The organism is Pseudomonas sp. PH1b, assembly GCF_000633395.1.
Classification (GTDB): domain Bacteria; phylum Pseudomonadota; class Gammaproteobacteria; order Pseudomonadales; family Pseudomonadaceae; genus Aquipseudomonas.
Genome location: NZ_AYMU01000023.1, coordinates 47,762 through 70,465, shown reverse-complemented (window position 1 = coordinate 70,465; position 22,704 = coordinate 47,762). Strand labels below are relative to the sequence as shown.

Here is a 22,704-nt window from a genome sequence, read left to right as displayed (position 1 = left end):
CTTTTGCGTAGCTGGTACGCAAAAGTACCCTACTTGTGCGGGCAGGGCATGAGGGATTTAAGTGTGCGCTTTGCCTCGTCAAGGAAGCTCTGCAATGAAGGCCATCGTCTACCTCAAAGGTTTGCACCTGTCTGATCCTCACGCCCTCTGCGAAGTGCAACTGGAGCCGCCGCCACTGGAACCGCATGACCTGCTGGTGGCGGTCGAGGCGGTGTCGGTCAACCCTCTGGACACCAAGGTCCGCGCCGGCAAGGTGGCGGTGCCCGACGGCGTGCGGAGCCTGGGCTGGGACGCCAGTGGCGTGGTTCGCGCGGTGGGCAGCGCGGTGACCCTGTTCGCCCCCGGGGATGCAGTGTTCTATGCCGGCACCTTCACCCGGGATGGCGCCAATGCCGAGCTGCACCGGGTGGACGAGCGCCTGGTGGGGCACAAGCCGGCCAGCCTGTCCTTCGCCCAGGCGGCCGCCATGCCCCTGACCTCACTGACTGCCTGGCAATTGCTCTTCGAGCGCCTGGGCCGGGTGCCTGGTGAGCTCTCTGAACAAGGCACGCTGTTGGTTGTCGGCGGTGCCGGTGGCGTGGGCTCGGTGCTGATCCAGCTGGCCCGCAGGCTGACCGGCATGACCGTCATCGCCACAGCTTCGCGGCCGGACAGCCGCCAGTGGTGCCTGGACCTGGGGGCCCATCAGGTGCTGGACCATTCCCGTTCGCTGGTGGAACAACTGGCCGCCCTCGACCTGCCGCCGGTGACCCACATTGCCGCCCTGAGCCACACCGAACGGCACTATGCCGAGCAGGCCCAGATCATCGTGCCCCATGGCCATATCGCGCTGATCGACGATCACGACTGCTTCGATGCGGTGCCGCTCAAGGCCAAGAGCGTGTCCCTGCACTGGGAGATGGTATTCACCCGCGCGCTGTTCCAGACCCCGGACATGATCGAGCAGCACCACATCCTCAACCGGCTGGCGCAGTTGCTGGACCAGGGCCTGATTCGCAGCACCTTGAGCGAGGTGTTCAGCCCCTTCACTGTCGACAACCTGCACCGGGCCCATGCTCGCGTCGAGCAGGGCGGTTTGCTGGGCAAGGTGGTAGTGGCCCGCGCCGACCAGCCCAGCGCCTCCTTGTAAGCGCTGGCTGGGTCGGCATTGATTGGGTGCTGGCTTGGTGGGCGCAGGCTGGGTAGCAGCTGGCTTGGTAGGAGCTGGCTTGCCAGCGAAGGCGTCATCCCGTCTGGCACCGGGCCGGCGGGCCTCTTCGCCGGCAAGCCGGCGCCGACGTCAGGGGTGGCAGGGAGGGCTGATCAGCGCAAGTGGCGCCCGCTGCGCCACCAGAAGATACCTCCCAGAAAGGCCCCCGAGCAGCCGAACAATGGCGCCAGCGGCAAGTAGCGCGACAGCCCTTCGGGTTCTTCCTCGGCTGGATCGGAATAGAAGCTCGACGGGGCCAGGCTTGCCACCACGGGAATGGTCGGCATCGCCGCCAGTGCACCGCAGAACAGATAGATCAGCACATTACGCCAGGCAAAGCGCTGGGCCAGCCAGAAGAACAGGGCACAGGGCAGCGCCGTGACAATGCCGATCAGCACACCACTTGCGATCAGGGTCACCAGGCCCACGAACAGCACCTGGGGGACGATGGCCCAGCGCAGCGCCCCGGCGCTGGTCAGCATCCCCAGCATCAGCAGTACCGCCAGGACCATGGCCAGGGCCGTGGCGCCAATGAAGTAGGCGGCAAACCAGTCTTTAGGTTGCACGGTGCGAAGGGCTGGAGTTTTTGCGGGCATGGGAGACATCGCTTCTTGAGGTGAGTGACAAGGCTGGGATCGTGGGCGCTTGCTTCGCCGGCAAGCCGGTTCCTACAGGAGGGAGTCAGCGCAGGTGCCGCCCGCTGAGCCACCAGAACATCGCTCCCAGAAAGGCCCCGCAACCAGCGAACAAGTGGGCCAGCGGCAAATAGCGCTCAAGGATGTTGACGCCGTGCGGGAGGTTGAAAAAGCCGGGAGACAGGCTCACCACCATGGGAATGGCGGGCAGGGCCGCCAGGGCTCCGCCCACCAGGTAGATCCACAGGTGGCGCCAGGTGAAACGCTGGGCCAGCCAGAAGAACAGGATGCAGGGCAGGGCGGCAACGACGCCTATGACCACCACGCTCACTAACAGCACCACCACGCTGAAAGTCAGCGCGCTGGCCAGCTCGCTCCACGGGTCCCGGCTGCTGAGCTGCACTATCAGGTTGATCAACAGCGTCAGGACCACGGCCAGCGTCGCGACGCTGATGAAATAGGTGGCGACCCAGTCAGCGGGCTGAACGGTACGAAGAGGTGTGGACGGCTGGGACATGGTGGCAATGGCTTCTAGCTGAGGATGACCGGGCCCAGGCTATCGGCAGGCAGGCTGTTTGATTGTGGAGTTTGCGTGGTTTTTTCGCGGTGAGTATTCAGGGGGGATGACGCCGTGACAGGAAATCCCTTATACAGGCTGCGGCCCATCGGCAGTCCACGGGCCCTGTTTGCACCCCCACCCAGAAGGAGATGGACATGTTCAAGTTCCTGACTATGACCGAGTTGCCTCATACCCCTGCGCATCGTGATTCAGGCTCCGTCAGCGGAGCGATCAATGCCTGGGAGCTGAAAAATCGGGCTCTCAATACCAAGGGGTTTGTCACATGTCCAAAGAATTACTCGGAGTTTCTGCTGTAGGGCTGATGGTGCTGGGCGAGTTCTGCGCCATCTACAGTGAAGTGGTGGTGGCGCGGCTGGCCCATTCCGGCAACACCTCGGGTGCCGAACTGGCGTTGCCGGTGCTGATCATGTGCCTGGGCGGTATCTGCCTGCTGGCGGCCTACTGGCTGGGCTATGTGGCGGTGGGTGACATCTGGATCATTACCGTGGTCTCGGTGACGTCGCTGCTGCTCCTGGAGCCGCTGGTGATCTGGGCGCTGTTCCAGCAGGCGCCCGGGCGCGGTGCCTTGATCGGCTTCTGCCTCGGTGCGCTGGGGATGTTGTCCGCCGTGTTCCTCTAGCACGGCCTCGCTCAGGCTCGGGTCCTTCAGGCCCGGGCCCGGGCAAAGTAGCGGCTGGGCGTCTCGCCCAATACCTTGCGAAACACACTGCTGAATGCACTCGGGCTGCTGTAGCCGAGGTCGCTGGCGACCCGGGTCACGGCCTCGCCATGACCCAGGCGCACCACCGCCGCCAACAGGCAGGCCTGCTGGCGCCATTCGACGAAGCTGATGCCGGTGTGCTGGCGGAACAGCCGGGTGAAGGTGCGGCGGCTCATGCCGGCGCGCTCGGCCATTTCATCGATTCCCAACTCCAGCGACGGTTGCTCCAGCGCCTCGCGGCAGGCCCTGGCCAGCCGTGGCTCGTCCGGTAGTGGAGCATTGAGGGCCAGGGCCGGCATGGCGGCGACTTCATGCAGCAGCAGGTTCATCACCTGGCCCTGCACGCTGTCCGGAGCGTAGAGCGCCGGAATGGTCGTGGCCCGCAGCAGCAACTGGCGCAGCAGCTCGGACACCTCCTGCACCTGGCAGTGCTCCGGCAGGCCCAGGCGCTTGGCCGCCCGGGGCCGCACATAGGTGTTGAGCATGGTCACCGGCCCGCTCATGTGCATGGCATGGGGCACTTCGGCCGGCACCCAGATGGCCCGCTGCGGCGGCACCACCCAGTTGCCCTGGTCGCTGAAGACGCTGATCACCCCGGTGGCCGCATAGGCGAATTGCCCGCGCCGGTGCTGGTGCTCGGCGAAGTACAGGCCGTCGGGGTAGTCGACGGCGGTGACCACCACATCCCGGGGGGTATTTTCGTAAGGATCGATATCGATAGGCTGCATGGCCCGAATCTACTGATAGTTGACCTGATACTGCAAGCGGGCCATGCCCCGCTGGGGCGATAGTTCGGCCCCGGCCGGGGATTTGCCCGTGGCCGCCTGTCCTGGACCGCGCGACATGCAGAAAAAACACCTGTTCCTGGCCTTGCTGGTGACGGCCTTGTGGGGCTTGAACTTTCCCATCACCAAACTCGGCCTGGCCAGTATCGATCCGTTGCTGCTCACCGCCCTGCGTTTCACCCTGGCGGCGCTGCCCTGGGTGTTCCTGGTGCCGCGCCCGCCGGTGGCGTTCGGCTGGCTGGCGGCCTACGGGCTGATTTTCGGCGTGGCCATGTGGGCGCTGATCAACCTCGGGATCGATCAGGGTGTGGCGCCGGGTACGGCGGCGTTGTTGATTCAGTTCAGCGCCTTTTTCTCCCTGGGCTGGGGCGTGCTGCTGTTCGGCGAGCGCCTGCGCCTGCAACAGGTGCTGGCCACGGCCATCGCCCTGTGGGGTCTGCTGCGGATCATCGGCGACAGCCCCGGGCACGCCACCAGCCTGGGTTACGCCCTGCTGCTGGTGAGTGCGTTCAGCTGGAGTGTGGGCAACATCATCATCAAGCGCTGCGGGGTGCGGCAGGTGTTCGCCTTCGTGGTCTGGGCCAGCCTGTTTGCGCCGTTGCCCCTGCTGGCATTGACCTGGATAAGCCATGGTGCGGCGCCGTTTCTGCAACTGGCCGGGCAAGTGTCCGCCAGCGCGGGCTTGTCGCTGATGTTTCAGGTCTATGCCGCAACGCACTTCTGTTACTGGGGCTGGAACCTGTTGCTGCGTGAGTATCCGGTCTCTCGGGTGGCGCCCCTGTCGCTGCTGATCCCGGTGTTCGGCATGGCCGGTTCGGTGCTGATCCTGGGGCAGCGGGTGAGTGTGGAGGATGGCATTTCCATGGGCCTGATCCTGCTGGCACTGGCGGTGGGGCAGTTCGACTGGCGCCGTTTTCCTTTCCCGCGTCGTGGTGCCCTGTAGCCGCTGCCGCAGGCAGGGATCTTGTGGCCGCCAGGCAAGGCCATGCGGGCCTTTGCCCAGCCTTGCGGGCTCGGCAGCGACGACAGTCGGCTGCGCGGTGCGGGTTTTTTATCCCTGTTCAGGCACCGTTCAGGGGCTGCGCGCGCAACATGTTCAGCCTTATGCCTCGCCTTGGGTGCGGCGCTTTCTGGTGGGGCGAAGATGGTTCGAGAAACGCGTTTCGGGATTGAGGCCTGGGGCATTTACCTGGTGGCCCTGCTGCTGTTCACCTTTGGCATCTGGGACGAGCAGCCCCAAGGCTTCGACGGTCGCTGGGCGCTGTTTCTGCAGGAGATGTTCCGCCACGGTGCCAGCCTGTTTCCCACCACCTACGGCCAGCCCTACCCGGACTACCCGGGCACCGCGACCTTCTTCAGCTACCTGTTCGCCCAGGCCTTTGGTGCCCCCAATCACCTGGCCAATATCCTGCCCACCGCGTTGGCCTCGGCAGGGGTGCTGGCCTTGCTGTATCGCCTGCTGGCGCCTTCGGGGCGGACCTGGGCGTTGCTCGCGGTATTGCTCACGGCGCTGACCAGCCAGCTGTTGGACAAGTCCCGCTCGGTGTGCCTGGACCAGATGGTGTCCTTGCTGTGCCTGGGTACCTTCTACCTGCTGCACAGCGGTGAACAGTCGGGCGCCCGGTGGCGGCTGTGGGCGGTGCTGCCACTGCTGGTGCTGGCCTTTGCCATTCGCGGGCCCCTGGGGCTGGTGGAAGTCTGCGGGGTGGCCTGCACCTACTGGCTGCTGGGGGACAGCCGCACCCGTGAGGCACGCCGGACCCTGATCAAACGGGTGCTCGCCTATGGCGCCAGTGGCCTGATATTGCTGGCCGGCTGCTGGTGGCTGCTGATGCAACTGGCCTACATCAGCGGTGGCGACGATTTCGTCCGCCAGGTCTACAACATGCAGGTGGTCGGGCGCCTGGATGAAAGCGGCGAGCCGTTCTACTTCTACTTCCAGCTGGCGCTGTACCGCTACTTCCCGGTGGTGCCCCTGGCCCTGGCGACGCTCTGGGTATTGCGCCGGCAGTGGGCGCAACGCCATGTGAACCCGCAACTGCGCCTGGTGCTGCGGTTGGGGGCTTGTGGCCTGATGATCCTGCTGGGGCTGTCGGTGCCGCACTTCAAGCGGGCCTATTACATCCTGCCCATGGTGCCGATGTTCGCTGCGGTGGCGGCCTATGGTTTGCTCTTGGGGCGGGGTTGGCTGGGCAAGGTGCGCAGCGCCTACCTGTGGCTGGTGGGATTGCTGCCGGGGCTGTGCATCCTGGTGCTGTTCGTCTTGCGCCACAGCTGGCACAAGCATGGTTACTGGCCGCCGGTGTCCATGCCGTTGCTGATCGCAATCTTTGTCGTGCTGCAGCTGCTGGCGCTGTATGGCTGGCGCAAGACCCTGGGCAGTTTCGGGCGGCGCCTGGTGCTGCTCAGCGCTCTGGCCCTGGCAGCGCAATGGACGCTGCTGGTGGCAGTGGTGGACCCGGCCAAGGACCTGCAGTTCGACACCAGGGCCTTCGTCTCCCAGGTGGAGCAGTTGCGCCAGGCGAGCCCCGGGCCGCTGGTGTTCTTCAACCTCGGCCAGGACACCTGGGCGGTGCGCTACATGATGAACCTGGACCACGACGAGCAGCCGCTGTTCGTCAGCGGCGACGACCCCGGGCACCTGGATGCGCTGCCCCATGATTCCTGGGTGATCATCGCGCGCAAGGATCGGGGGCTGCTGGATAACACCTCCCTGGAGAACCAGCTGCCAGTGTTCGAAGGGCGGCTCAATGACAATCCCTGCCTGGTGTTCCAGTTGCAGTAAGTCCTTGGCAGCGAGCGAGGCGGGCCGTATTTTTGGCCACTGTCATCAGCGCGAAAACCAGGGAGTGGTCATGGAGTGTCAGGTTCGTCCGGCCGTAGCGGCCGATGCTGCACGGGTCAGCCAGGTGATCCTGGCGGCCCTGCTCACCAGCAATGCCCAGGATTACCCCGCCAGTGTGATCGAGCGGGTCAAGGCCAGTTTCACCGCGGATGCCGTGCGCCAGCTGATGCAGCGCCGGCAGATGTTCGTCGTCCTGGTGGGCGGGGAATTGCTGGGCACCGCCAGCCTCGATGGACGTGCGGTGCGTTCGGTGTTTGTCGACCCGGCGCACCACGGCCATGGCCTGGGCCGACAACTGATGGCGGCGGTCGAGCAGGCGGCGCTGGATTCGGGCTTGACCTCGCTGGTGGTGCCCTCGTCGGTCACCGCCGAAGGCTTTTATGCGCGCCTGGGCTTTGTCCGGGTACGCGAGCACTACGAAGGCGAGGAGCTGACGCTGATCATGGAGCGGACCCTGGTGGCCGCAGCGACCGGGCCAGGGTCGGCCTGATTCAGGCCTTTTGCGCCGCAATCACCAACACTTCGATGCGGTAGTGGGGCTTGGCCATCGGCGCCTGCACGCAGGCCCGCACCGGTGCCTGGACGCCTTCCAGCCAGGCATCCCAGAGCTGATTCATGGCCGGGTAATCGGCCATGTCCTTGAGCCAGATCTGCGCGCTGAGCAGGTGGCCCTTGTCGGTGCCGGCCCTGGCCAGCACGGCGTCGATCTGTTGCAGCACGTCCTGGGTCTGGGCGCGGATATCCCCTTCGATCAATTGCGAAACCTGGCCGGCCAGGTAGACGGTCTGGTTGTGGATCACGGCTTCGCTGAAGCGTGGTGTGGTGCCGATTCGCTGGATGGGTGAGGTCATGTCGAGGTCCATGGGTTCAAGGGTGGAAAGGTCAGTTGTTGTCGCTCAGGCCGGCACCGGCGCCCAGCAGGCGCGAGGCGTCGGAGGCCGGCACGTAGGTGCGGGCGGCGAGGTGGTCGAGGTCGTGCTGGGGGCTGTCGCCCAGGTCCGGAATGCTGCCCGCCAGAGGCTTGCCGAGGGCGCCAGCAGGAGCCACACAGGCGCAGCGCACCCGGGCGGCGGTGGCGGCGCCAAGGTTCTGCGGGTGCATCAGCCAGGCTTCGCCCGTGGGGGAAAACTTCAGGCTGCAGCCGTCCCAGGACAGTTCCAGCCACAGGCCGAGCTGGCGCGCGGTGGCGCTGGCAAAGGGCAGCAGCAATTGCGGGTGCGCCACCTGCCGGAGCTCGATGCGACCGTTGCTGCGCAGCAGGTGGGCGTGATCGCTCAGGGTCGCCCCGGCGATCAGCGGGCACAGGGCATGCCCTGGCACCTGCCAGGGCTCGGCGCTGACATCGGGGGCCAGTTGCTGGTAGGCACAGCCGTCATTCTGCTGCAACTGCGTGGCCAGCAGCCCCGGGCCGTCGAGGCCGTGGGCCGAGAGCCAGCGCGCGGCCTTGCCGGCTTCCTCCGCCAGGCCCCAGGACAGCCCGGCACCGCGGGCGGCTTTCTTGCACAGGCTTTCGATTTCATTCAACGAGGCATGCACGGCGCTGCTCCTGGCTGTCGAGGTTGGGGTAGGACCAGTCGTCTGCCGCCACCCGCCCCAGTTCATGGGGGAAGGGCGCGTTCTGGTAGAGGGTGATGCGCACCCAGCGATCCGAGCGCGGGTCGAAGTGGGTGGCGCCGAAGAACGACAGCTTGCAGCGCAGCAGGTCGATGGGCAGCAGCGCCTGGTCGATCAGGTTGTCCTGGATGTCGGCGTAGGGGAACGCTGGCGCCAGTTGCACCCGGCGCAGGCTGTGGCGGTGTTCCGGATGCCGCAGGAGGAAGCTGGCGACGCTTTGCGAGTCGCTCCAGCCCGGCAGGGCGGCCTGCAACTGGGCGATGTCCCGGGCCACTGCCAGGGGCTGTTCCAGGTCCTGCCCGGGCTCGGCAAAGCGCTGGCCGATCCGCGGTTCGAGTTTTTCCTCGGAGACGTACCAGAACAGCGCCCGGCTGGCTTCGCTGGAAAAGTCGATGGCCGCGACCCAGGCATAGTGTTCGTCGAGTATCTGCCGCAGGCGGCCGATGCTCATGCTGCCGTCGAGGCTGAAGCTGGCTTGCTCATCGGCCTGCATGCCGGCGCCCAGCTCATCCACCAGGTGCCCGTAGGGTTCCAGCAGCAGCGACACCAGGCACTCCTGGGCTTCCAGCGACAGCGCGCCCTCGGCCCAGCGATAGAGTTGGTCCCAGGGGGAGTCCTGTTCCAGGACGCCGCTGGCGATGCGTTGCTGCAGGCGTTGCAGGTCGCCTTGCAGTTGCAGGATGCGGCCGTGTTGCAGTTCGTGTTCGGAATGCCAGTGGCCGATGCCGGCCTGGGCCCGGGCGAGGAACTCGACGAACAGCTGACGTTCTCCGGCCGTTGGCTGGCGCACGGCGCGCACCCGTTGCAGAGCCGTTTCCCGGGCCTGCACCCAGTTGTTCAGCAGCACCGGATGGTTGAGCAGGAACGGCGCCATGCCCAGGCCCGTGGAGTTGCCGATGCCCAGGCGCCGGCGCAACTCCGGCTCCAGGGTCACCGCCTGCTGGGGCGCCCGGGCCTGGGCCAGGTGTTCCACCAGGTCTAGGGTGAAGGCGCGGATCAGGAACACGGTGAGCATTTCCGCCTGGAAGGGCGCCGCCAGTTCGGCGCGATCGGCAATGCTTTCGCGGTCGGCGGCGCCGAACTTGCCGCTGCCGTAGACCGCGGTGGTGCGCATCAGGTAGCCGACTTCGTCGATGAATTCGCGCTGCGGCTGGTGGCCGGCGGCCAGGGCCTCGATCACATGTTCGAACAGCCGCACCGAGCGGTTGGCCCGGGCCATGCACAGCTCGCGGGAGGAAATGCGCCCGGCTTCCTGCTTCGGCACATTGGCCTCCAGGCGGTCCAGGTCGGCGGCATCGGGGATGCCGTCGAACAGGGCGAAGGTGGCGTCCCAGGCGGTGGCAATCACCCGGTCCGAGCGCAGTGCCGGGTCCAGGTCATGGGCGAAGGCCACCAGGCTGTAGCTGCGCTCGGGGCCGGTGGCGGTGTACACCGCGCGGCCCACGCCCTGGCTGTCGAGGGTCCACAGCGGGCGCTGGAACTGCCAGTTTTCCGCCTTGAGGCGGCGCAGCAATTGGCGCATGAACGACAGCCGGGACTGGTGGAAGGCCCCCAGGCGCGCCGCCTTCATCACGCTGGCGGGTGGTCGCAGGTTCATTCAGAGCACCCCCTGTTCGCGGGCCATTTGCCGGGCGATGCGGATCGCGTCCCAGACGGCCGGGAGGATCAGCAGCGACACCGGCACCGCCGTGATCACGATAAACGACTGCAAGGCACTGATGCCGCCCTCACCGAGGGTGATCAGGGTCGCCCCCACCAGGCCCATGCCGGCACCCCAGAACACCCGCAGCCAGGCCGGGGATTCGTCGTGGTTGCTGCTGATGGCCATGGCCACGGTGTAGGACATGGAGCCGGCGCTGGTGACCACCGAAAAGAAGCTGAGGAACAGGAACAGCGCCGAAATCAGGTTGGGCAGCGGCATCGACTGGGCCACCCCGAGCAGCAGCGCTTCAGGCTGCACGCCGTGGCTGATCACACTGCCCGGCGACTGCAATTCGATACCGATCCCGGTGCCGCCCACCAGGGTGAACCAGAGCATGGTGATCAGCGGTGCGGCCACCGACATCAGGGTGATCACTTCGCGGATGCTGCGCCCGCGGGAGACTTTGGCCACGTAGATGCCCATCATCGGCGCGTAGCCGATGAACCAGCCCCAGTAGAACAGGGTCCAGCTGTTGAGCCAGGCGTTGTCGTCGCGGTACAGGGCGGTCTGGAAGAAGCTGGTGACGTGCACCGCCAGGCTCTGGGCCAGGGTTTCGCTGAGGAACAGGGTGGGGCCGAAGATGAACAGGAACGCCGCCAGGCCCAGCATCAGCCATACGTGGACCTTGCTCACCAGGCGCAGGCCGCCCAGGCCCACCACGCAGGACAGGGTGTAGATCACCGTCACCGAGAGAATCACCATGGCCTGGACCATGATGGTGTTGGGCACGCCCCACACCGAGTGCAGGACAAAGGCAATCTGCAGGCCGAGAAAGCCCACCGGGCCAATGGTGCCGGCCACCACCGCGATGATCGCCGAGGCATCGGCGAACACCGCGATCGGGCCCTTGAGGGCGCGCTCGCCCAGCAGCGGATAGAGCAGGGTGCGCGGCATCAGCGGCAGGTTCTTTTCGTGGTGCAGGTACATGTAGACCACGGTCAGCAGGCTGCCGAGCACTGCCCAGGCCATGAAGCCCCAGTGCAGGAACGACTGGGACAGCGCCGCCACGCCGGCGGCGTCGGTCTTGGCTACGGCGCCGAAGTACGGCGGTGGGGCGATGAAATGCATCATCGGTTCGGCGGCGGCCCAGAAGGCGCCGCCTCCGGCCAGCAGGGCGCACATGATCATCGACACCCAGTTGAAGGTGCTGATGCTGGGCTTGGACCCGACGCCGCCCAGGCGTACCCGGCCCAGGCGGGTGAAGCCGATGTACAGGCTGGCGCCGAAGGTCGCCAGCATCAGCACCTGCCAGTACAGCCCGAAGTAGTGGGTGCTCCAGGTGAAGGCGTGGCCGATCAGGCTGGAAAGGGTGTTCAGGTCTATCAGGGCAATGACCAGGAACAGCAGGAAGAAACCTCCGCTGATCCAGAAAATCGACCAGTCGAGGGTTCCATCGGCGCGGCTGTGCAGCGAGCGGGTGTCGATCCCCGCTTTGATTTCGCCTGGAATTTCCATGGTGCCTCCGTGTTGCGTTGTCGATCGCTAATAATTGTTATGGGCGCATTTGTTGTTGTTAGTGCATGGCGATGACCCTGTTCAGGCCGGACGTCAGGACAATCAGGAAACAGTCGGGGGCCTCAGACCGCGATCTCGTGAGGGTGGACGGCGGCACCTGCCTGGGCCTTGGCCGGGATGAAGTTGTTCTCGAAGAAGCGCAGCCAGTTGCCGCCCATGATGGCGCCGACTTCCTGGGCGCTGAAACCCACGCTGTGCAGGCCCGACTCGATGTTGTGGAAGTCGCGGTTGTCGCGGAACCAGGTCGGTTGGTCGGGGAAGCCCGGCTGCGCCTTGGAGCCTTCGCCGTAGTCGACGTCCAGGGTCCAGCGGCCGACGCGCATCCAGTCCACCACGCTGTTGGGCTGGTCCTGGCACAGGTCGGACCCCAGGCCCAGGTGCTCGACGCCCATCAGCTCGGCGGTGCGCGCGATCATGTCGCAGAAGCTCTGCACGCTGCAGGCGCTCTTGTCCTTGAGGTGGTGCGGGTACAGCGAGAAACCGAACATGCCGCCGCTCTGGCCCAGGGCCTTGAGCACGGTGTTCGATTTGTTGCGCAGCGCCGCGTGCCAGAACGCCGGGTTGGCGTGGGTGATGGCGATCGGGCGTTCGGAGTGCTCGATGGCCTCCAGGGTCGAGCGCTCGGCGGAGTGGGACATGTCCACCACCAGGCCGACCCGGTTCATCTCCCGCACCACCTGCTTGCCCATGCGGGTCAGCCCCGGGTCTTCCTGTTCATAGCAACCGGTGGCCAGCAGCGACTGGTTGTTGTAGGTCAGCTGCATGAAGCGCGCGCCGAGGCTGTGCACCACTTCCACCAGGCCGATGTCGTCCTCGATGGGCGAGGGGTTCTGGAAACCGAAGAAGATCGCGGTGCGCCCGGTCTGCCGCGCCAGGGCGATATCGCTGGCCCACTTGCCGTGCAGGATCAGGTGCGAGTAGCGCTGGAACCTGCGGTTCCAGGCTTCGATATTGGCCACCATTTCGCGGAAGGTCTCGTGGTAGGCGATGGTCACGTGCACCGCATCGACGCCGCCTTCGCGCATCTGCTGGAAGACCTTTTCCGACCAGTTGTCGTACTGCATGGCGTCGATGCGCGGGCCGCGGCCGGCGAAGGTCTGGGGCAGGCTCATAGCGGTGCCCCGGCGGCGATGTAGCCGGTCTTCACATGGGTGTAGAACTCTACCGCCGAGCGTCCTTGCTCGCGCGGGCCGTAGCTGGAGTCGCCACGACCGCCGAAGGGCACGTGGTAGTCGGTGCCGGCGGTGGGCAGGTTGACCATCACGCAGCCGACCCGGGCGTTGCGGCGGAAGTGGCTGGCGCGGGCCAGGGAGCGGGTCATGATGCCGGCGGTAAGGCCGAAGCGGGTGTCGTTGACCAGGCTCAGGGCCTCTTCGTAGCTGCCGGCCTTGATCACGCAGGCGATGGGTGCGAACAGCTCTTCGCGGTTGATGCGCATGGCATTGCTGCCGCCAATGAACAGCGCCGGTGCCTGGTAGTAGCCCGGGGTTTGCAGCTCCAGGCGCTGGCCGCCGGTGAGCAGTTCAGCGCCTTCCTGCTGGCCCAGTTGCAGGTTCGCCAGGTTGGCCTCCAGTTGCGCGGCGCTGGCCACCGGGCCGATCTGGGTGCCGGCTTCCAGGGCGTGGCCAACCTTCAGCGCCTGGGTCGCCGCCAGCAGTTTTTCCACTAAGGCATCGTGGATGCCTTCATGCACGATCAGCCGCGAGGAGGCGGTGCACTTCTGCCCGGTGCCGCCAAAGGCGCCATTCACCGCACAGCTCACCGCCAGGTCGAGGTCGGCGTCGTCCATCACCGCCAGGGCGTTTTTCGAGCCCATCTCCAGCTGTACCTTGGTCAGGTTGGCGGCGGCCGAGGCGGCGATGCCCTTGCCCACGTCCACCGAGCCGGTGAAGGAAATGGCGCTGATGCCCGGGTGCTCGATCAGCGCCTGGCCGATCTCGGAACCGGCGCCCATCACCAGGTTGAACAGGCCCTTGGGCAGGTCCTGGCGGGCGATGATTTCGCTGAGAATCACCGCGCTGGCCGGGGTCAGGTTGGCCGGTTTCCACACCACGGCGTTGCCGAAGGCCAAGGCCGGCGCGATCTTCCAGCAGGCGGTGGCCATGGGGAAGTTCCATGGCGAGATGACCGCCACCACACCGATGGGCTCGCGGCGGATATCGATCTCGATGCCGTCGCGCACCGAGTCGGCGGTCTGGCCCAGCTGGCGCAGGGTTTCCGCAGCGTAGTAGGTAAAAAACTGTCCAGCGCGGTACACCTCGCCGGCGCCCTCGGCCATGGGCTTGCCTTCTTCCCGGGACAGGGTCTTGCCGATGTCCGCGGAGCGTTGCATCAGCTCCTGACCGATGGCCATCAGCACCTTGTAGCGCTGCTCGATGCCGCTGCGGGCCCAGATGCGCTGGGCCTCGCCGGCGGCGGCAATGGCACTGTCCAACTGCGCCCGGGAGGCCTGGGCGTAGAGGCCGATCAGGTCGCGGGTGTCGGACGGGTTGCGATTCTCGATCTCGCTGGCGCCCTTGAGCCATTGGCCGGCGATGTAGTTGTGATGGTTGTCGCTCATGAAATCCTCCAGGGCGGCACGCCAGGCGGGGCGTTGCCTTTGTGCGGTTCTGGGAGGATTATGAGTCGGCCTTGTGTTAAGTAAATCTAATAATTTTTAAGCTTGTTTAAGTAAAATTTAAGCTTTGCCTTTGCCAGCAGGACGCGCCGCCATGAGCATCAAGATCTCCAACCTGCAGTTTTTCGTCGCGGTTGCCACCAGCCAGAGCCTGACCCAGGCCGCCCAGCGCCTGCACCGCACACCGGCGGCGGTGTCGCTGTCGCTCAAGCAGCTGGAAGAAGAACTGGGGGGCGCGCTGTTCGAAGGCGAACGCAAGAACCAGCTCAGCCCCCTGGGGCGTTTCGTGCTGCTGGAAGCCCAGCGCGAACTGGCGCATTTCGACCGCACCATCAGCACCATCAAGACCTACGCCAAGGCCGAGACCGGCCTGGTACGGGTGGCGGCGGTGCCATCCTTCGCCATCACCCTGCTGCCGCCGCTGCTCAAGCAATTCCATGAACAGCACCCGCAGTTCCACCTGGATATCCGCGACATGGATTCCGAGCGAGTGGTACAGGCCGTGCTCAGCGGCGAGGTGGACATCGGCATCGGCACCGTGCCGGCGAGCATCCCCAACATCGACCAGGACTTCCTGTTCTCCGACGCCTTCTGCGTGGTCTGCGCCAGCGACAATCCCCTCAACCGCCTGGCGCGCCCGCTGCGCTGGAGCGACCTGGACGGGCAGCACTTCATCAACAGCGGCCTGGGGGCCGAGATCAACGCCGCCGAGTTCCGGCACATCCGCGACCATTCAACCCTCAGCGTCAGAAACACCACCTCGTTGCTGGCCCTGGTGGCCCAGGGCATGGGCGTGACCTTGCTACCGGAACTGCTGAGCCGCTCGGCGGCGGGGGACCAACTGAACTTCCTGCGCCTGGAAGACCAGCGCATCGTGCGCTCGGTGAGCGTGATCACCGCCCCGCGAGAGACCCTCAACCATGCGTCCTACACCTTCCTCAAGGCGCTCAAGGGCAGTCGGTTTGCCTGAACCGGGCGCCACCTTGTAGGAGCGAGCTTGCTCGCGATGGACGTCAACGATAACGCCGGTTCGCTGAGGGAACGCGGCGCTCTCGGGAGTTTCGCGAGCAAGCTCGCTCCTACAACGCCGGGTTGAACTCAAGGCACCGTGGATACATCCCGGGTGCCTACGCCACCACCACCCGCCGTGGCCGCAGCCAGCCAATCACCACCGCAGCAATCAGCAGGAACCCCAGGTAGCCGAAGAACGGATACACCTGTCCTACCAAACTGATAAAGCCCACCAGGCTGCCGACAAACGCCAGGGCGCCGGCGGCGATGGAGCCGAGGCGGAACTGTCGGGTGCCGGCCGGAAACAGCCGCGCGGAGAAGGAGTACAAGGTGCCCACGGCGGTGTTGAGGATCATGCAGAAGATGATCAGCGCCATCAGCAATCCAAGCGCCGGGGAGACTTCGCTGGCGATCGACAGCATGGGCATCGGCAGGTCCGCCACGCTGTCCAGGCGCGACAGCAGGCCCAGGCTCATCACCAGCATCAGCAGGCCCAGCAGTGCGCCGCCGAAAATGCCGCCCCACATTGCCTGTTTCTCGCCCTTGGCTGCGCCGCCCATGATCGCCAGGATCGGCACCCCGGCCACGATGTTGTAGGACACATAGAGTAAGGCGCCCAGCAGCCAGTGGCTGGCGCCGGCTTCTTGCTTGGCCGCCAGTTGATTGAGTTCACCGAAGCTCAGGTCGCGGGTGGCGGCACCATACAGGGCCACGCCCACGGCGGTGACGATCAGGAAGGGCGTCACTGCGCCGATCATGCCGATGACCTTGTGCACGTCCAGGCACACGATGGCCACCACGATCAGGGTCACCAGCACGCTGCCGGCAATGGCCGGAATGCCGAACTGCTGCTCCAGCAGGGCGCCGCCGCCGGCCAGCATCACCACGGTCACGGCGAACATGAAGAAGGTGATCATCAGGTCCACCAGGGCCCCCAGGTGCTTGCCGCACAGGGCTTGCACCACGCCCTTGTGCGATGCCGCCCGCAGGCGGCTGCCCATGCTGGCCAAGGCCATGCCGAGGAAGGTGAACAGCGCCGCGCTGACCACCGCGCCCGCCAGGCCCCAGACGCCGAAGTCGACGAACATCAACAGCAATTCACGACCGGAGGCGAACCCCGCGCCGACAATCACACCGACGAAGGCGCCGGCGATCTTCAGACTTTCTTTCATGACGATTAGCCTCGATTTGTTGTTGTTATGTGGGGTGGACGGCCGCGTCATCTATTGGCGTGGCGGTCCTGGGCATCGCACTTGAGGGCTGGGGCGGGTGACTCAGTTTTCGCCGACCCAGGCCTGGACTTCGATCTCGACATCGACCCCCAGCGCCAGCTGGGCGCTGACGGTGGAGCGCACCGGGAAACCGTTCTTGAAGTGGCGCTGGTAAACCTCGTTGAAGCCGGCGAAGTGCTGCATGTCGGTGAGCCAGACGGTGCTCTTCACCACCTGGTCGAAGCTGGCGCCGCACGCGGCCAGGGTCTCGCCGATGCGCGCCATGGCGGCTTCGGTCTGCACGCGGATGTCGCCGTGCACCACTTCGCCTTCGGCGCTCATGGGCACCTGGCCGGAGAGGAACAGAAAGCCGCCAACGCGGATCGCCCGGGAGAAGGGGTAGGGCAGGTGACTGGGGTAACGCTGGATATCAGTGGACATGGCAAGGGCCTCGTGGGCTGGGTGGGTTAACGCAAGCGAGTGGGGGCCAGGGCCTGGGCATCGACGCCCTGGCTCAGCAGTTCTTCGGGGACCGGGTGGCCCAGCAGCAGGGCGCAGGCCAGTTGCGAGACGCCGGCCGCCGACTGGATGCCGTAGCCGCCCTGGGCGGCGAGCCAGAAAAAGCCTTCGCAGTTGTCATCCCAGCCCACCACCAGATCGCCGTCGGCGACGAAGGAGCGCAGGCCGGCCCAGCTGTGGCGCGGGCGGCGGATGCTCAGGGAGGTGACGTTCTCGATGTGGTAGATGCCAGTGGCGATGTCCAGCTCTTCGGGCATCACGTCCTGGGGCGGCACCGGGTCGGCATTGGCCGGGGAGCCGAGCAACTGGCCGGCGTCGGGCTTGAAATAGAAGCTTTCGTCGATACCGATCACCGCCGGCCAGCGGCTGAAATCCTCATCCGGCGGGCCGTCGAAGGTGAAGGCGCTGCGCCGGCAGGTTTGCAGGCCGATGGGGGCCACGCCGCACAGCTGGGCCACCTCATCGACCCAGGCACCGGCAGCGTTCACCAGATTGCGCGCCTGCAGGGAACGGCCATCGCTGAGCCTGAGGTTCCAGTGGCGGTCTTCGCGGCTGGCTTCGACGATGTGCGTGTCGCACTCCAGCTGCCCCCCTGCCCGGCGCATGGCCCGCAGGAAGCCCTGGTGCAGGGCGTGCACGTCCAGGTCCTGGGCGGCGGTTTCCAGCATCGCCCCGGCGACGGCATCGGGGCGCAGGCAGGGCACCAGGGCCCGGGCCTGCTCGGCCGTGATCAGGCGCACGTTGGCGGAGCGGGCGCGGGTTTCGTCGTAGGTCTGCTGCAACTGGTCCAGCTGTTCCTCGCTGGCGACGTACAGGCAGCCGCGAGGTTCCATCAGCGGGTGTTCGCAGAAACCCTGCGGCGGCCGCTGGTAGAAAGTCCGGCTGGCGCGAGTCAGGGCCTGGATCTGCGGAGTGCCGTAGGCCTCCATGAACATCGCCGCAGAGCGCCCGGTGGAGTGATAGCCCGGCTGCGATTCACGTTCCAGCACCAGCACGCTGGCCTGCCCGGCCAAGCGGTAGGCCAGGGAAGCACCGGCAATACCGGCGCCGATAATGACGAAGTCGAAGCATTGGTTCGCGTGCATGCCGGGGTTCCTGAATCGCTGGAAAATGACAGGGGATTAAAATTCTCACATACGAGAAATGTAAGATATGAGAATTTTCCAGTCAACCCGGGGTCCTGGGTTAATATTTCGCCACGTGCCCCGGCCAGCGTCGCGGTTACCCTTATTTGCCTGACAGAGAGCCCCAATGAGTTCCGACCGAGCCCAGCCCGCCTCGAGCTCCCACGCCCATCCACTGATCGACCGGACCCAGGTCGGCGCCCGCCTGCGGAGTATCCGCAAAACCCAGAAGCTGACACTCAAACAGCTCTCGGAACGCTCCGGCGTCGCGTTGTCGACCCTGTCGAAAATGGAGTTGGCCCAGGTCTCGGTCAGCTACGAAAAACTCGCCGCCGCGGCCCGCGCCCTGGGCATCGACATTGCCCAACTGTTCACCCCGGCGCCGAACCTGACCCAGACCCGCAGCGCCCAGGTGCAACCGACCGTGGTCAGCACCACCATCGCCGACGCCCCCGGCTACAGCACCGGCAACTACGACTACCATCCCATGGCCGGCGACTTTCCCGGGCGCAGCATGACCCCCATGTATGCGCGGATCTTCGCCCGCGAGTTGCAGCAGTTCGAGGACTACATCCGCCACCCCGGGCAGGAATTCGCCCTGGTGCTGTCGGGGCGGGTGCGGATTCAGTTCGAGACCGGGGAAGCGGTGAGCATTGGCCCGCAGGAGACCGCCTACTTCAACAGCAGCGTCGGCCATATCTACCTGGCGGAAGGGGAGGAGGATGCGGAGGTGATGGTGGTGATGTCGGAGCGCTGAAGCCCCTCATCATCCAGCAACTGCGCGACAGGTCCAACTGCCGCTCGGTGCTTTCGTGGGGCGTTCTACTTCAGCGATGGCCTGTGGCGACTGCCATCGAGTAAGGCATCCACCACGGCCCGGGCCATCTCCACCGAGTGCACCAGGGACCAGATCAGACCGCGCTCGATGCCGCTGCCGCGTTCGGTGATTTCATCGGAAACCTCTTCGGCGCTTTTCAGCAGCAGGGAGACGTGGAGCAGGGCTTCTTCGGCGTTGATGCCGCCGCGTACCGAGAACAAGGAATCGCGACTCACCGGGGTACTGATGGTTTTGTTCAGCGACTGGATCAGAGAGGCATCGGCAGGGTGAAGTGACAGTTTTTGCCGGATCTGCTGATTGGCCAGATCGTGCTCGGGGTTTCTGCCGCGATGGGTTGCAGTGTGGGGAGGATCGGGGACGAGCTTTTTCATGGTGTAACTCCTAGTACAGAGATAGGAGCCTTCACCGTCGCTGCTAAACGATAGGGTGGCGGCCGTTCGCAGGTTAGCAGACCGGTGTACTAGGAACCCGGCGCACCCGAAGGTGCCCTGCGCACGGCCGCCATAAAGCGGAGCCAAAAAAAGCGCCACGTAATGGGGGCGCCATGCGCCTAGTTACACATCGAGCTGCTAAACCCGATCACTGAATTTGCAGTGACGGATCGAGGCTAGCCAGCGGGTACACCAGGCGCAAGCGGCTAGGAGTTTCTAGGAAAGTTCGCACAATAGAAAGAGACATAACGCTGCTCCAGAGGAAGGAAGGCGTGGTCTATGAGTGCGGGGAGGGGGGACTTGGCGATAGTGACGAAACGCTAAGGCCAGAAACAACAAAGCCCGCACAAGGCGGGCTTTGTTGGTGCTTCGTTTGGTGGGCCGGGGTAATCTGAATCGGTCTTCTAGGTCATTGATTATTAGCGTCAATATGAATTTTGTATTTTTATTGGAGTACCAATTGGAATACATCATGAAATAGCGTTTCCATCGAGCCGCCTGGATTCAACCAGAAATATTGCTTCGCATTCATGATTAACAGTAATTTTAGTGCGGCAGTCAGGACAGGTGGCAGCAATTGATCCGAGACGGAAGACTACGACAAAAAAACTGGCCATCAACGGCCTTTCGTTGGCCGTAGGTCGGTCAATGACGCAGTCATCCTTTAAAAAGGTTATACCTACCTTAGAGTTGTATATTGAAATCACCCCAAAAAAGAAGCGTAGGATGCCTAAATAGCGCCGCTGTTCGGGGCTTTGTAATTAAGTCGTGTTTGTTACTCGTACTTTATTTGAAACTAATTTCTAAAATTCTCGAGGGACTTCTAGTCAGTAATTGTAGAAGGGGCGATCTAAGGGTTGGGCTCTAAGGTGCCGCACGCATTCAATCCCTGTATTTAAGCCGCATCCATAGCTCTATCAATGAATATATCTGATGCTCCAAGCTTTTGGAGCTGTACGCGCACAGCCCGGCTAAATGCTGCATCGGCACGAGTTTTCGCCTTGAGTGCCTCAATTTGCCGTTCAATTGCTCGCATTGGAGCCTGATCGCCCAGCATATCTAGATCCTCAGCACTTATCTGTATGGTTTCATAAAGCTCCTTTGCCTCTTTCATTGCCGCAAATCGAGCTTCCCTCATGCGCTCGAAGTTTAGCCCATAAATAATAGCTGACTCTTTGATACGTCTCGCTGGTAAACCAACACAAAATAAACTCTTAACGAAAAGTCCACGGTCATCAAAATCTATAAAATTCAGATCACCTCTAACCAGCGGGTCAAGTAATAACGGTAACTCATCATCAATGCAACGATCGTCCCAACTAGCTTTTCTGCTGCCGTCCAGTAAAGGAAACCAACTTCCCTTGCCTACGGTAACTTCATTGCCTTCATCTTTATTCAAACGATTACAATTCTGGGCTGAAAGGCGGAAATTTTCCCAACTGAAGGCGAGCCATGCGTAGCCGTGTTCGTCCATAATTTCTTCAGTGCGTTTAGCCTCTGACTTTGGACGAAAATGATCTACGTCAAAATTGGCGCCCGCATCCTTTGCCTCGGAGTACCAGCATTTCCCATGCGACATCTTTGAGAGGTGCTTAGCGAAGCCACGCCAAATGTGAGACTTGCTCTTAATGTAATCTTTTCTTTTCTCTATAGGTAGTTGCTCCAGCTTTATCTGAGCACGCGAAGCGACATCAAGAACTTTCTGAGGAATAATATCAGCATTTCTATTGATATAAATCATTTGCTCAGGACCTCTTTTTCTAATAGAGCGGTAATAACTTTTTTCATTGCTTCGCGCCTTCTCGCAGCTTTGTCAGGCGTTAACGGTGGTTTTTCAGCATATCGCAAGTCCTGCCAAGCCAAAAGAAACTCATTATAAAGTGGCTCCCTGTTTTCGAAGGAAAATCCCAAGCGATTAAGTTCATCATTAAGTACGGCCAGAGCATCATCTTGTTCAGGGGAGCGTAATTGAATATGAGCCAGCTCATTACGATCATCTACAAGCTTTTGAGTCTCTAAGTCTAACGTTGTATTTAGCCCAAAGATCTCCGTTAGAGTTGACATAAATCCAATGCCACGAGGATCTACATATGGCTCCCTTGAATGGACCCTGTAATTGTCGTCCCGCCACATCACTTGGACTTGCTGTCTTTTGAGCTCCGCTATTGCTAGCGGGTGGTGTGTAACCATAAGCAAATGACTGGTTTCGTGATTGGGTACAAAATCTCGCAAAAATTGGAGGTACTTTATGGCCCAAGAGGGGTTTAAGTGGGTGTCGGGCTCATCCAATAAAAACAATGAATCTTTACCGCCTGTAAATCTTAACAAGCCTAGCACCGTTAATAATTGCTGCTCACCTTCGCTAAGCTCACGAAAAGTTAATGCTTCATTACTACTAGAAACTTTGACGCGTATACTAACTTCTGAAATTATTTCAGAAAGAAGTGTGCTTTCCAGCATTTTAAATAGCTCAGCTGCTGTCAACCCTTCAGCAAATTCGCGTAATGAATCCAAGTTTGGCAAAAACAAATGAAAAAACTCATTTTTATTTCCCTTTCCCGTTAAGGTCATCCCTTCGTTTCGCTCAACTTTTACCGGAGCTATTACATGGGGATATAGAGCATCTAGAAATTTTCTTACGACACCAAATGCCCCCCAGAAAAGCTCTTTCTTTTTATCTGACTGAGTCCATGCTGCACGTCTCATAACAAAATGAATGCTGTCTAGCCCTTCGATACCTAGATGCTCTCGAAGAAAACTACTTTGAGTTTCACTTTTGTCAGTAAGAAAAAAAGCAAGCAATACAAACTGACTATGATTAGGTTTGGCATAGAATAACGGCCGGATATCACCCTTGAGGTCAACTTTGCTCTCGAGCAACCTTTTATAAAAATTTGCACGATGTCTATGAAAGTATTTTTCAAGCCTATCGCTAGGGCCGGAGTAATAAGCAAAAACATACTTAGGAAGATAAGGGGCGTTACCATCCTTGTCTCTTTTTACTTTGGAAAATGGAACGGTTAAACCAACTGCTTCACCGAACAATTTCGAAGACTCAAGAGTTAGAAGATCTATGACCTTAACCTCATATTGTTTGGCAAGCGTGCCCCGATTTGGTTCTCCGTCAATGGTTACCTCTAACCAGTTATCACTGGGGTTGTCCTCGTGAGGTTGTTGTCCGAGCCGATAGACTAGATGATAGGAAAATGGTGGAGCTTCGCCCAAGTCCAGATTTCGAAAAATCGATACTAAAGCTTCCAATACGTTGGATTTGCCAGAGCCGTTACGCCCAACAATAACAGTCATCAAGTTGTTCTCATCAAACTCAACAAGAACATTTTCCAGGTTTTTGAAGCGTGACCGAATATGTAGCTTATCGACTTTCATG

23 protein-coding genes are annotated in these 22,704 nt (G+C 62.5%); 8 read left to right on the top strand and 15 right to left on the bottom strand.

Features of this window, described 5'->3' with window-relative positions; all coding sequences use genetic code 11:
* Nucleotides 1–94 precede the first annotated feature (94 nt).
* Entirely contained in the window at nucleotides 95–1,129 is a 1,035-nt protein-coding gene (locus U873_RS0128370; RefSeq protein WP_025131459.1) for a zinc-binding alcohol dehydrogenase family protein, read from the top strand.
* A gap of 173 nt (nucleotides 1,130–1,302) precedes the next feature.
* On the opposite strand, the gene U873_RS0128365 is transcribed toward U873_RS0128370, so the two are convergent.
* Both U873_RS0128365 and U873_RS0128360 read right to left on the bottom strand, forming a co-directional pair.
* Nucleotides 1,303–1,785, bottom strand: a complete 483-nt coding sequence (locus U873_RS0128365; RefSeq protein WP_029978720.1) for a hypothetical protein — start codon at nucleotides 1,783–1,785, stop codon at nucleotides 1,303–1,305.
* Between the two features lie 85 nt (nucleotides 1,786–1,870).
* Entirely contained in the window at nucleotides 1,871–2,341 is a 471-nt protein-coding gene (locus tag U873_RS0128360) for a hypothetical protein (RefSeq protein WP_029978717.1), read from the bottom strand.
* 197 nt (nucleotides 2,342–2,538) lie between these two features.
* Between U873_RS0128360 and U873_RS37020 the strand changes: the two genes are divergently transcribed.
* Nucleotides 2,539–2,700 (top strand): hypothetical protein, encoded by a 162-nt coding sequence (locus U873_RS37020; protein ID WP_177330324.1) that lies wholly within the window; start codon nucleotides 2,539–2,541, stop codon nucleotides 2,698–2,700.
* Nucleotides 2,701–2,705: 5 nt separating this feature from the next.
* Nucleotides 2,706–3,023, top strand: a complete 318-nt coding sequence (locus U873_RS0128350; RefSeq protein WP_011059155.1) for a hypothetical protein — start codon at nucleotides 2,706–2,708, stop codon at nucleotides 3,021–3,023.
* Nucleotides 3,024–3,049: 26 nt separating this feature from the next.
* Here the strand turns inward: U873_RS0128350 and U873_RS0128345 are convergent, their stop codons facing one another.
* Complete coding sequence (locus U873_RS0128345) at nucleotides 3,050–3,832, bottom strand: helix-turn-helix domain-containing protein (protein ID WP_025131457.1); 783 nt, start codon at nucleotides 3,830–3,832, stop codon at nucleotides 3,050–3,052.
* 115 nt (nucleotides 3,833–3,947) lie between these two features.
* Between U873_RS0128345 and U873_RS0128340 the strand changes: the two genes are divergently transcribed.
* The 3 genes from U873_RS0128340 (at nucleotide 3,948) to U873_RS0128330 (ending at nucleotide 7,224) form a co-directional block, all read left to right on the top strand.
* A complete protein-coding gene (locus tag U873_RS0128340; protein WP_025131456.1) occupies nucleotides 3,948–4,832 on the top strand; it encodes an EamA family transporter in 885 nt (294 codons plus the stop codon).
* A 201-nt stretch (nucleotides 4,833–5,033) separates the two neighbouring features.
* On the top strand, nucleotides 5,034–6,674 hold the full coding sequence (locus tag U873_RS0128335) for a glycosyltransferase family 39 protein (protein ID WP_025131455.1): 1,641 nt from the start codon (nucleotides 5,034–5,036) through the stop codon (nucleotides 6,672–6,674).
* A 70-nt stretch (nucleotides 6,675–6,744) separates the two neighbouring features.
* Nucleotides 6,745–7,224, top strand: a complete 480-nt coding sequence (locus tag U873_RS0128330) for a GNAT family N-acetyltransferase (protein WP_025131454.1) — start codon at nucleotides 6,745–6,747, stop codon at nucleotides 7,222–7,224.
* A 1-nt stretch (nucleotide 7,225) separates the two neighbouring features.
* On the opposite strand, the gene U873_RS0128325 is transcribed toward U873_RS0128330, so the two are convergent.
* The 6 genes from U873_RS0128325 to U873_RS0128300 all read right to left on the bottom strand — a co-directional run bounded on the left by U873_RS0128325 (nucleotide 7,226) and on the right by U873_RS0128300 (nucleotide 14,125).
* A complete protein-coding gene (locus tag U873_RS0128325; RefSeq protein ID WP_025131453.1) occupies nucleotides 7,226–7,585 on the bottom strand; it encodes a RidA family protein in 360 nt (119 codons plus the stop codon).
* A gap of 31 nt (nucleotides 7,586–7,616) precedes the next feature.
* Nucleotides 7,617–8,270 (bottom strand): DUF3726 domain-containing protein, encoded by a 654-nt coding sequence (locus tag U873_RS0128320; RefSeq protein ID WP_025131452.1) that lies wholly within the window; start codon nucleotides 8,268–8,270, stop codon nucleotides 7,617–7,619.
* Nucleotides 8,251–9,945 (bottom strand): hypothetical protein, encoded by a 1,695-nt coding sequence (locus U873_RS0128315; protein ID WP_025131451.1) that lies wholly within the window; start codon nucleotides 9,943–9,945, stop codon nucleotides 8,251–8,253. The genes U873_RS0128320 and U873_RS0128315 overlap by 20 nt, the downstream gene beginning before the upstream one ends.
* Nucleotides 9,946–11,505, bottom strand: a complete 1,560-nt coding sequence (locus U873_RS0128310; RefSeq protein ID WP_025131450.1) for a BCCT family transporter — start codon at nucleotides 11,503–11,505, stop codon at nucleotides 9,946–9,948.
* Between the two features lie 122 nt (nucleotides 11,506–11,627).
* On the bottom strand, nucleotides 11,628–12,677 hold the full coding sequence (locus tag U873_RS0128305) for a membrane dipeptidase (protein WP_025131449.1): 1,050 nt from the start codon (nucleotides 12,675–12,677) through the stop codon (nucleotides 11,628–11,630).
* Complete coding sequence (locus U873_RS0128300; RefSeq protein ID WP_025131448.1) at nucleotides 12,674–14,125, bottom strand: aldehyde dehydrogenase family protein; 1,452 nt, start codon at nucleotides 14,123–14,125, stop codon at nucleotides 12,674–12,676. Before U873_RS0128300 ends, U873_RS0128305 begins: the two co-directional genes overlap by 4 nt.
* A 151-nt stretch (nucleotides 14,126–14,276) precedes the next feature.
* Between U873_RS0128300 and U873_RS0128295 the strand changes: the two genes are divergently transcribed.
* Nucleotides 14,277–15,152, top strand: a complete 876-nt coding sequence (locus tag U873_RS0128295; protein WP_025131447.1) for a LysR family transcriptional regulator — start codon at nucleotides 14,277–14,279, stop codon at nucleotides 15,150–15,152.
* A 157-nt stretch (nucleotides 15,153–15,309) separates the two neighbouring features.
* On the opposite strand, the gene U873_RS0128290 is transcribed toward U873_RS0128295, so the two are convergent.
* From U873_RS0128290 to U873_RS0128280, 3 genes are all read right to left on the bottom strand, one after another.
* Entirely contained in the window at nucleotides 15,310–16,365 is a 1,056-nt protein-coding gene (locus U873_RS0128290; protein ID WP_025131446.1) for a membrane protein, read from the bottom strand.
* 102 nt (nucleotides 16,366–16,467) lie between these two features.
* Nucleotides 16,468–16,845, bottom strand: a complete 378-nt coding sequence (locus U873_RS0128285) for a RidA family protein (RefSeq protein ID WP_025131445.1) — start codon at nucleotides 16,843–16,845, stop codon at nucleotides 16,468–16,470.
* Nucleotides 16,846–16,871: 26 nt separating this feature from the next.
* Nucleotides 16,872–18,008 (bottom strand): FAD-binding oxidoreductase, encoded by a 1,137-nt coding sequence (locus U873_RS0128280; RefSeq protein ID WP_025131444.1) that lies wholly within the window; start codon nucleotides 18,006–18,008, stop codon nucleotides 16,872–16,874.
* A 166-nt stretch (nucleotides 18,009–18,174) separates the two neighbouring features.
* Between U873_RS0128280 and U873_RS0128275 the strand changes: the two genes are divergently transcribed.
* Nucleotides 18,175–18,804, top strand: coding sequence for a helix-turn-helix domain-containing protein (locus U873_RS0128275; RefSeq protein ID WP_025131443.1), 630 nt, complete (start codon nucleotides 18,175–18,177; stop codon nucleotides 18,802–18,804).
* A 65-nt stretch (nucleotides 18,805–18,869) separates the two neighbouring features.
* Here the strand turns inward: U873_RS0128275 and U873_RS0128270 are convergent, their stop codons facing one another.
* The 3 genes from U873_RS0128270 to U873_RS35520 all read right to left on the bottom strand — a co-directional run bounded on the left by U873_RS0128270 (nucleotide 18,870) and on the right by U873_RS35520 (nucleotide 22,703).
* Nucleotides 18,870–19,256 (bottom strand): DUF6124 family protein, encoded by a 387-nt coding sequence (locus U873_RS0128270; RefSeq protein ID WP_025131442.1) that lies wholly within the window; start codon nucleotides 19,254–19,256, stop codon nucleotides 18,870–18,872.
* 955 nt (nucleotides 19,257–20,211) lie between these two features.
* Nucleotides 20,212–21,057 (bottom strand): hypothetical protein, encoded by an 846-nt coding sequence (locus U873_RS0128265; RefSeq protein ID WP_025131441.1) that lies wholly within the window; start codon nucleotides 21,055–21,057, stop codon nucleotides 20,212–20,214.
* Complete coding sequence (locus U873_RS35520) at nucleotides 21,054–22,703, bottom strand: AAA family ATPase (protein ID WP_081818723.1); 1,650 nt, start codon at nucleotides 22,701–22,703, stop codon at nucleotides 21,054–21,056. Before U873_RS35520 ends, U873_RS0128265 begins: the two co-directional genes overlap by 4 nt.
* Nucleotide 22,704: the final 1 nt, after the last annotated feature.

What these genes read in the sequence shown, in the direction of transcription:
- U873_RS0128370 (WP_025131459.1), top strand. Translation starts at nt 95, where the DNA reads ATGAAGGCCATCGTCTACCTCAAAGGTTTGCACCTGTCTGATCCTCAC.
- U873_RS0128290 (WP_025131446.1), bottom strand. Translation starts at nt 16,365, where the DNA reads ATGAAAGAAAGTCTGAAGATCGCCGGCGCCTTCGTCGGTGTGATTGTC.
- U873_RS0128305 (WP_025131449.1), bottom strand. Translation starts at nt 12,677, where the DNA reads ATGAGCCTGCCCCAGACCTTCGCCGGCCGCGGCCCGCGCATCGACGCC.
- U873_RS0128345 (WP_025131457.1), bottom strand. Translation starts at nt 3,832, where the DNA reads ATGCAGCCTATCGATATCGATCCTTACGAAAATACCCCCCGGGATGTG.
- U873_RS0128350 (WP_011059155.1), top strand. Translation starts at nt 2,706, where the DNA reads ATGGTGCTGGGCGAGTTCTGCGCCATCTACAGTGAAGTGGTGGTGGCG.
- U873_RS37020 (WP_177330324.1), top strand. Translation starts at nt 2,539, where the DNA reads ATGTTCAAGTTCCTGACTATGACCGAGTTGCCTCATACCCCTGCGCAT.
- U873_RS0128295 (WP_025131447.1), top strand. Translation starts at nt 14,277, where the DNA reads ATGAGCATCAAGATCTCCAACCTGCAGTTTTTCGTCGCGGTTGCCACC.
- U873_RS0128330 (WP_025131454.1), top strand. Translation starts at nt 6,745, where the DNA reads ATGGAGTGTCAGGTTCGTCCGGCCGTAGCGGCCGATGCTGCACGGGTC.
- U873_RS0128310 (WP_025131450.1), bottom strand. Translation starts at nt 11,505, where the DNA reads ATGGAAATTCCAGGCGAAATCAAAGCGGGGATCGACACCCGCTCGCTG.
- U873_RS0128325 (WP_025131453.1), bottom strand. Translation starts at nt 7,585, where the DNA reads ATGACCTCACCCATCCAGCGAATCGGCACCACACCACGCTTCAGCGAA.
- U873_RS0128315 (WP_025131451.1), bottom strand. Translation starts at nt 9,945, where the DNA reads ATGAACCTGCGACCACCCGCCAGCGTGATGAAGGCGGCGCGCCTGGGG.
- U873_RS0128335 (WP_025131455.1), top strand. Translation starts at nt 5,034, where the DNA reads ATGGTTCGAGAAACGCGTTTCGGGATTGAGGCCTGGGGCATTTACCTG.
- U873_RS35520 (WP_081818723.1), bottom strand. Translation starts at nt 22,703, where the DNA reads ATGAAAGTCGATAAGCTACATATTCGGTCACGCTTCAAAAACCTGGAA.
- U873_RS0128360 (WP_029978717.1), bottom strand. Translation starts at nt 2,341, where the DNA reads ATGTCCCAGCCGTCCACACCTCTTCGTACCGTTCAGCCCGCTGACTGG.
- U873_RS0128285 (WP_025131445.1), bottom strand. Translation starts at nt 16,845, where the DNA reads ATGTCCACTGATATCCAGCGTTACCCCAGTCACCTGCCCTACCCCTTC.
- U873_RS0128340 (WP_025131456.1), top strand. Translation starts at nt 3,948, where the DNA reads ATGCAGAAAAAACACCTGTTCCTGGCCTTGCTGGTGACGGCCTTGTGG.
- U873_RS0128265 (WP_025131441.1), bottom strand. Translation starts at nt 21,057, where the DNA reads ATGATTTATATCAATAGAAATGCTGATATTATTCCTCAGAAAGTTCTT.
- U873_RS0128365 (WP_029978720.1), bottom strand. Translation starts at nt 1,785, where the DNA reads ATGCCCGCAAAAACTCCAGCCCTTCGCACCGTGCAACCTAAAGACTGG.
- U873_RS0128275 (WP_025131443.1), top strand. Translation starts at nt 18,175, where the DNA reads ATGAGTTCCGACCGAGCCCAGCCCGCCTCGAGCTCCCACGCCCATCCA.
- U873_RS0128270 (WP_025131442.1), bottom strand. Translation starts at nt 19,256, where the DNA reads ATGAAAAAGCTCGTCCCCGATCCTCCCCACACTGCAACCCATCGCGGC.
- U873_RS0128280 (WP_025131444.1), bottom strand. Translation starts at nt 18,008, where the DNA reads ATGCACGCGAACCAATGCTTCGACTTCGTCATTATCGGCGCCGGTATT.
- U873_RS0128300 (WP_025131448.1), bottom strand. Translation starts at nt 14,125, where the DNA reads ATGAGCGACAACCATCACAACTACATCGCCGGCCAATGGCTCAAGGGC.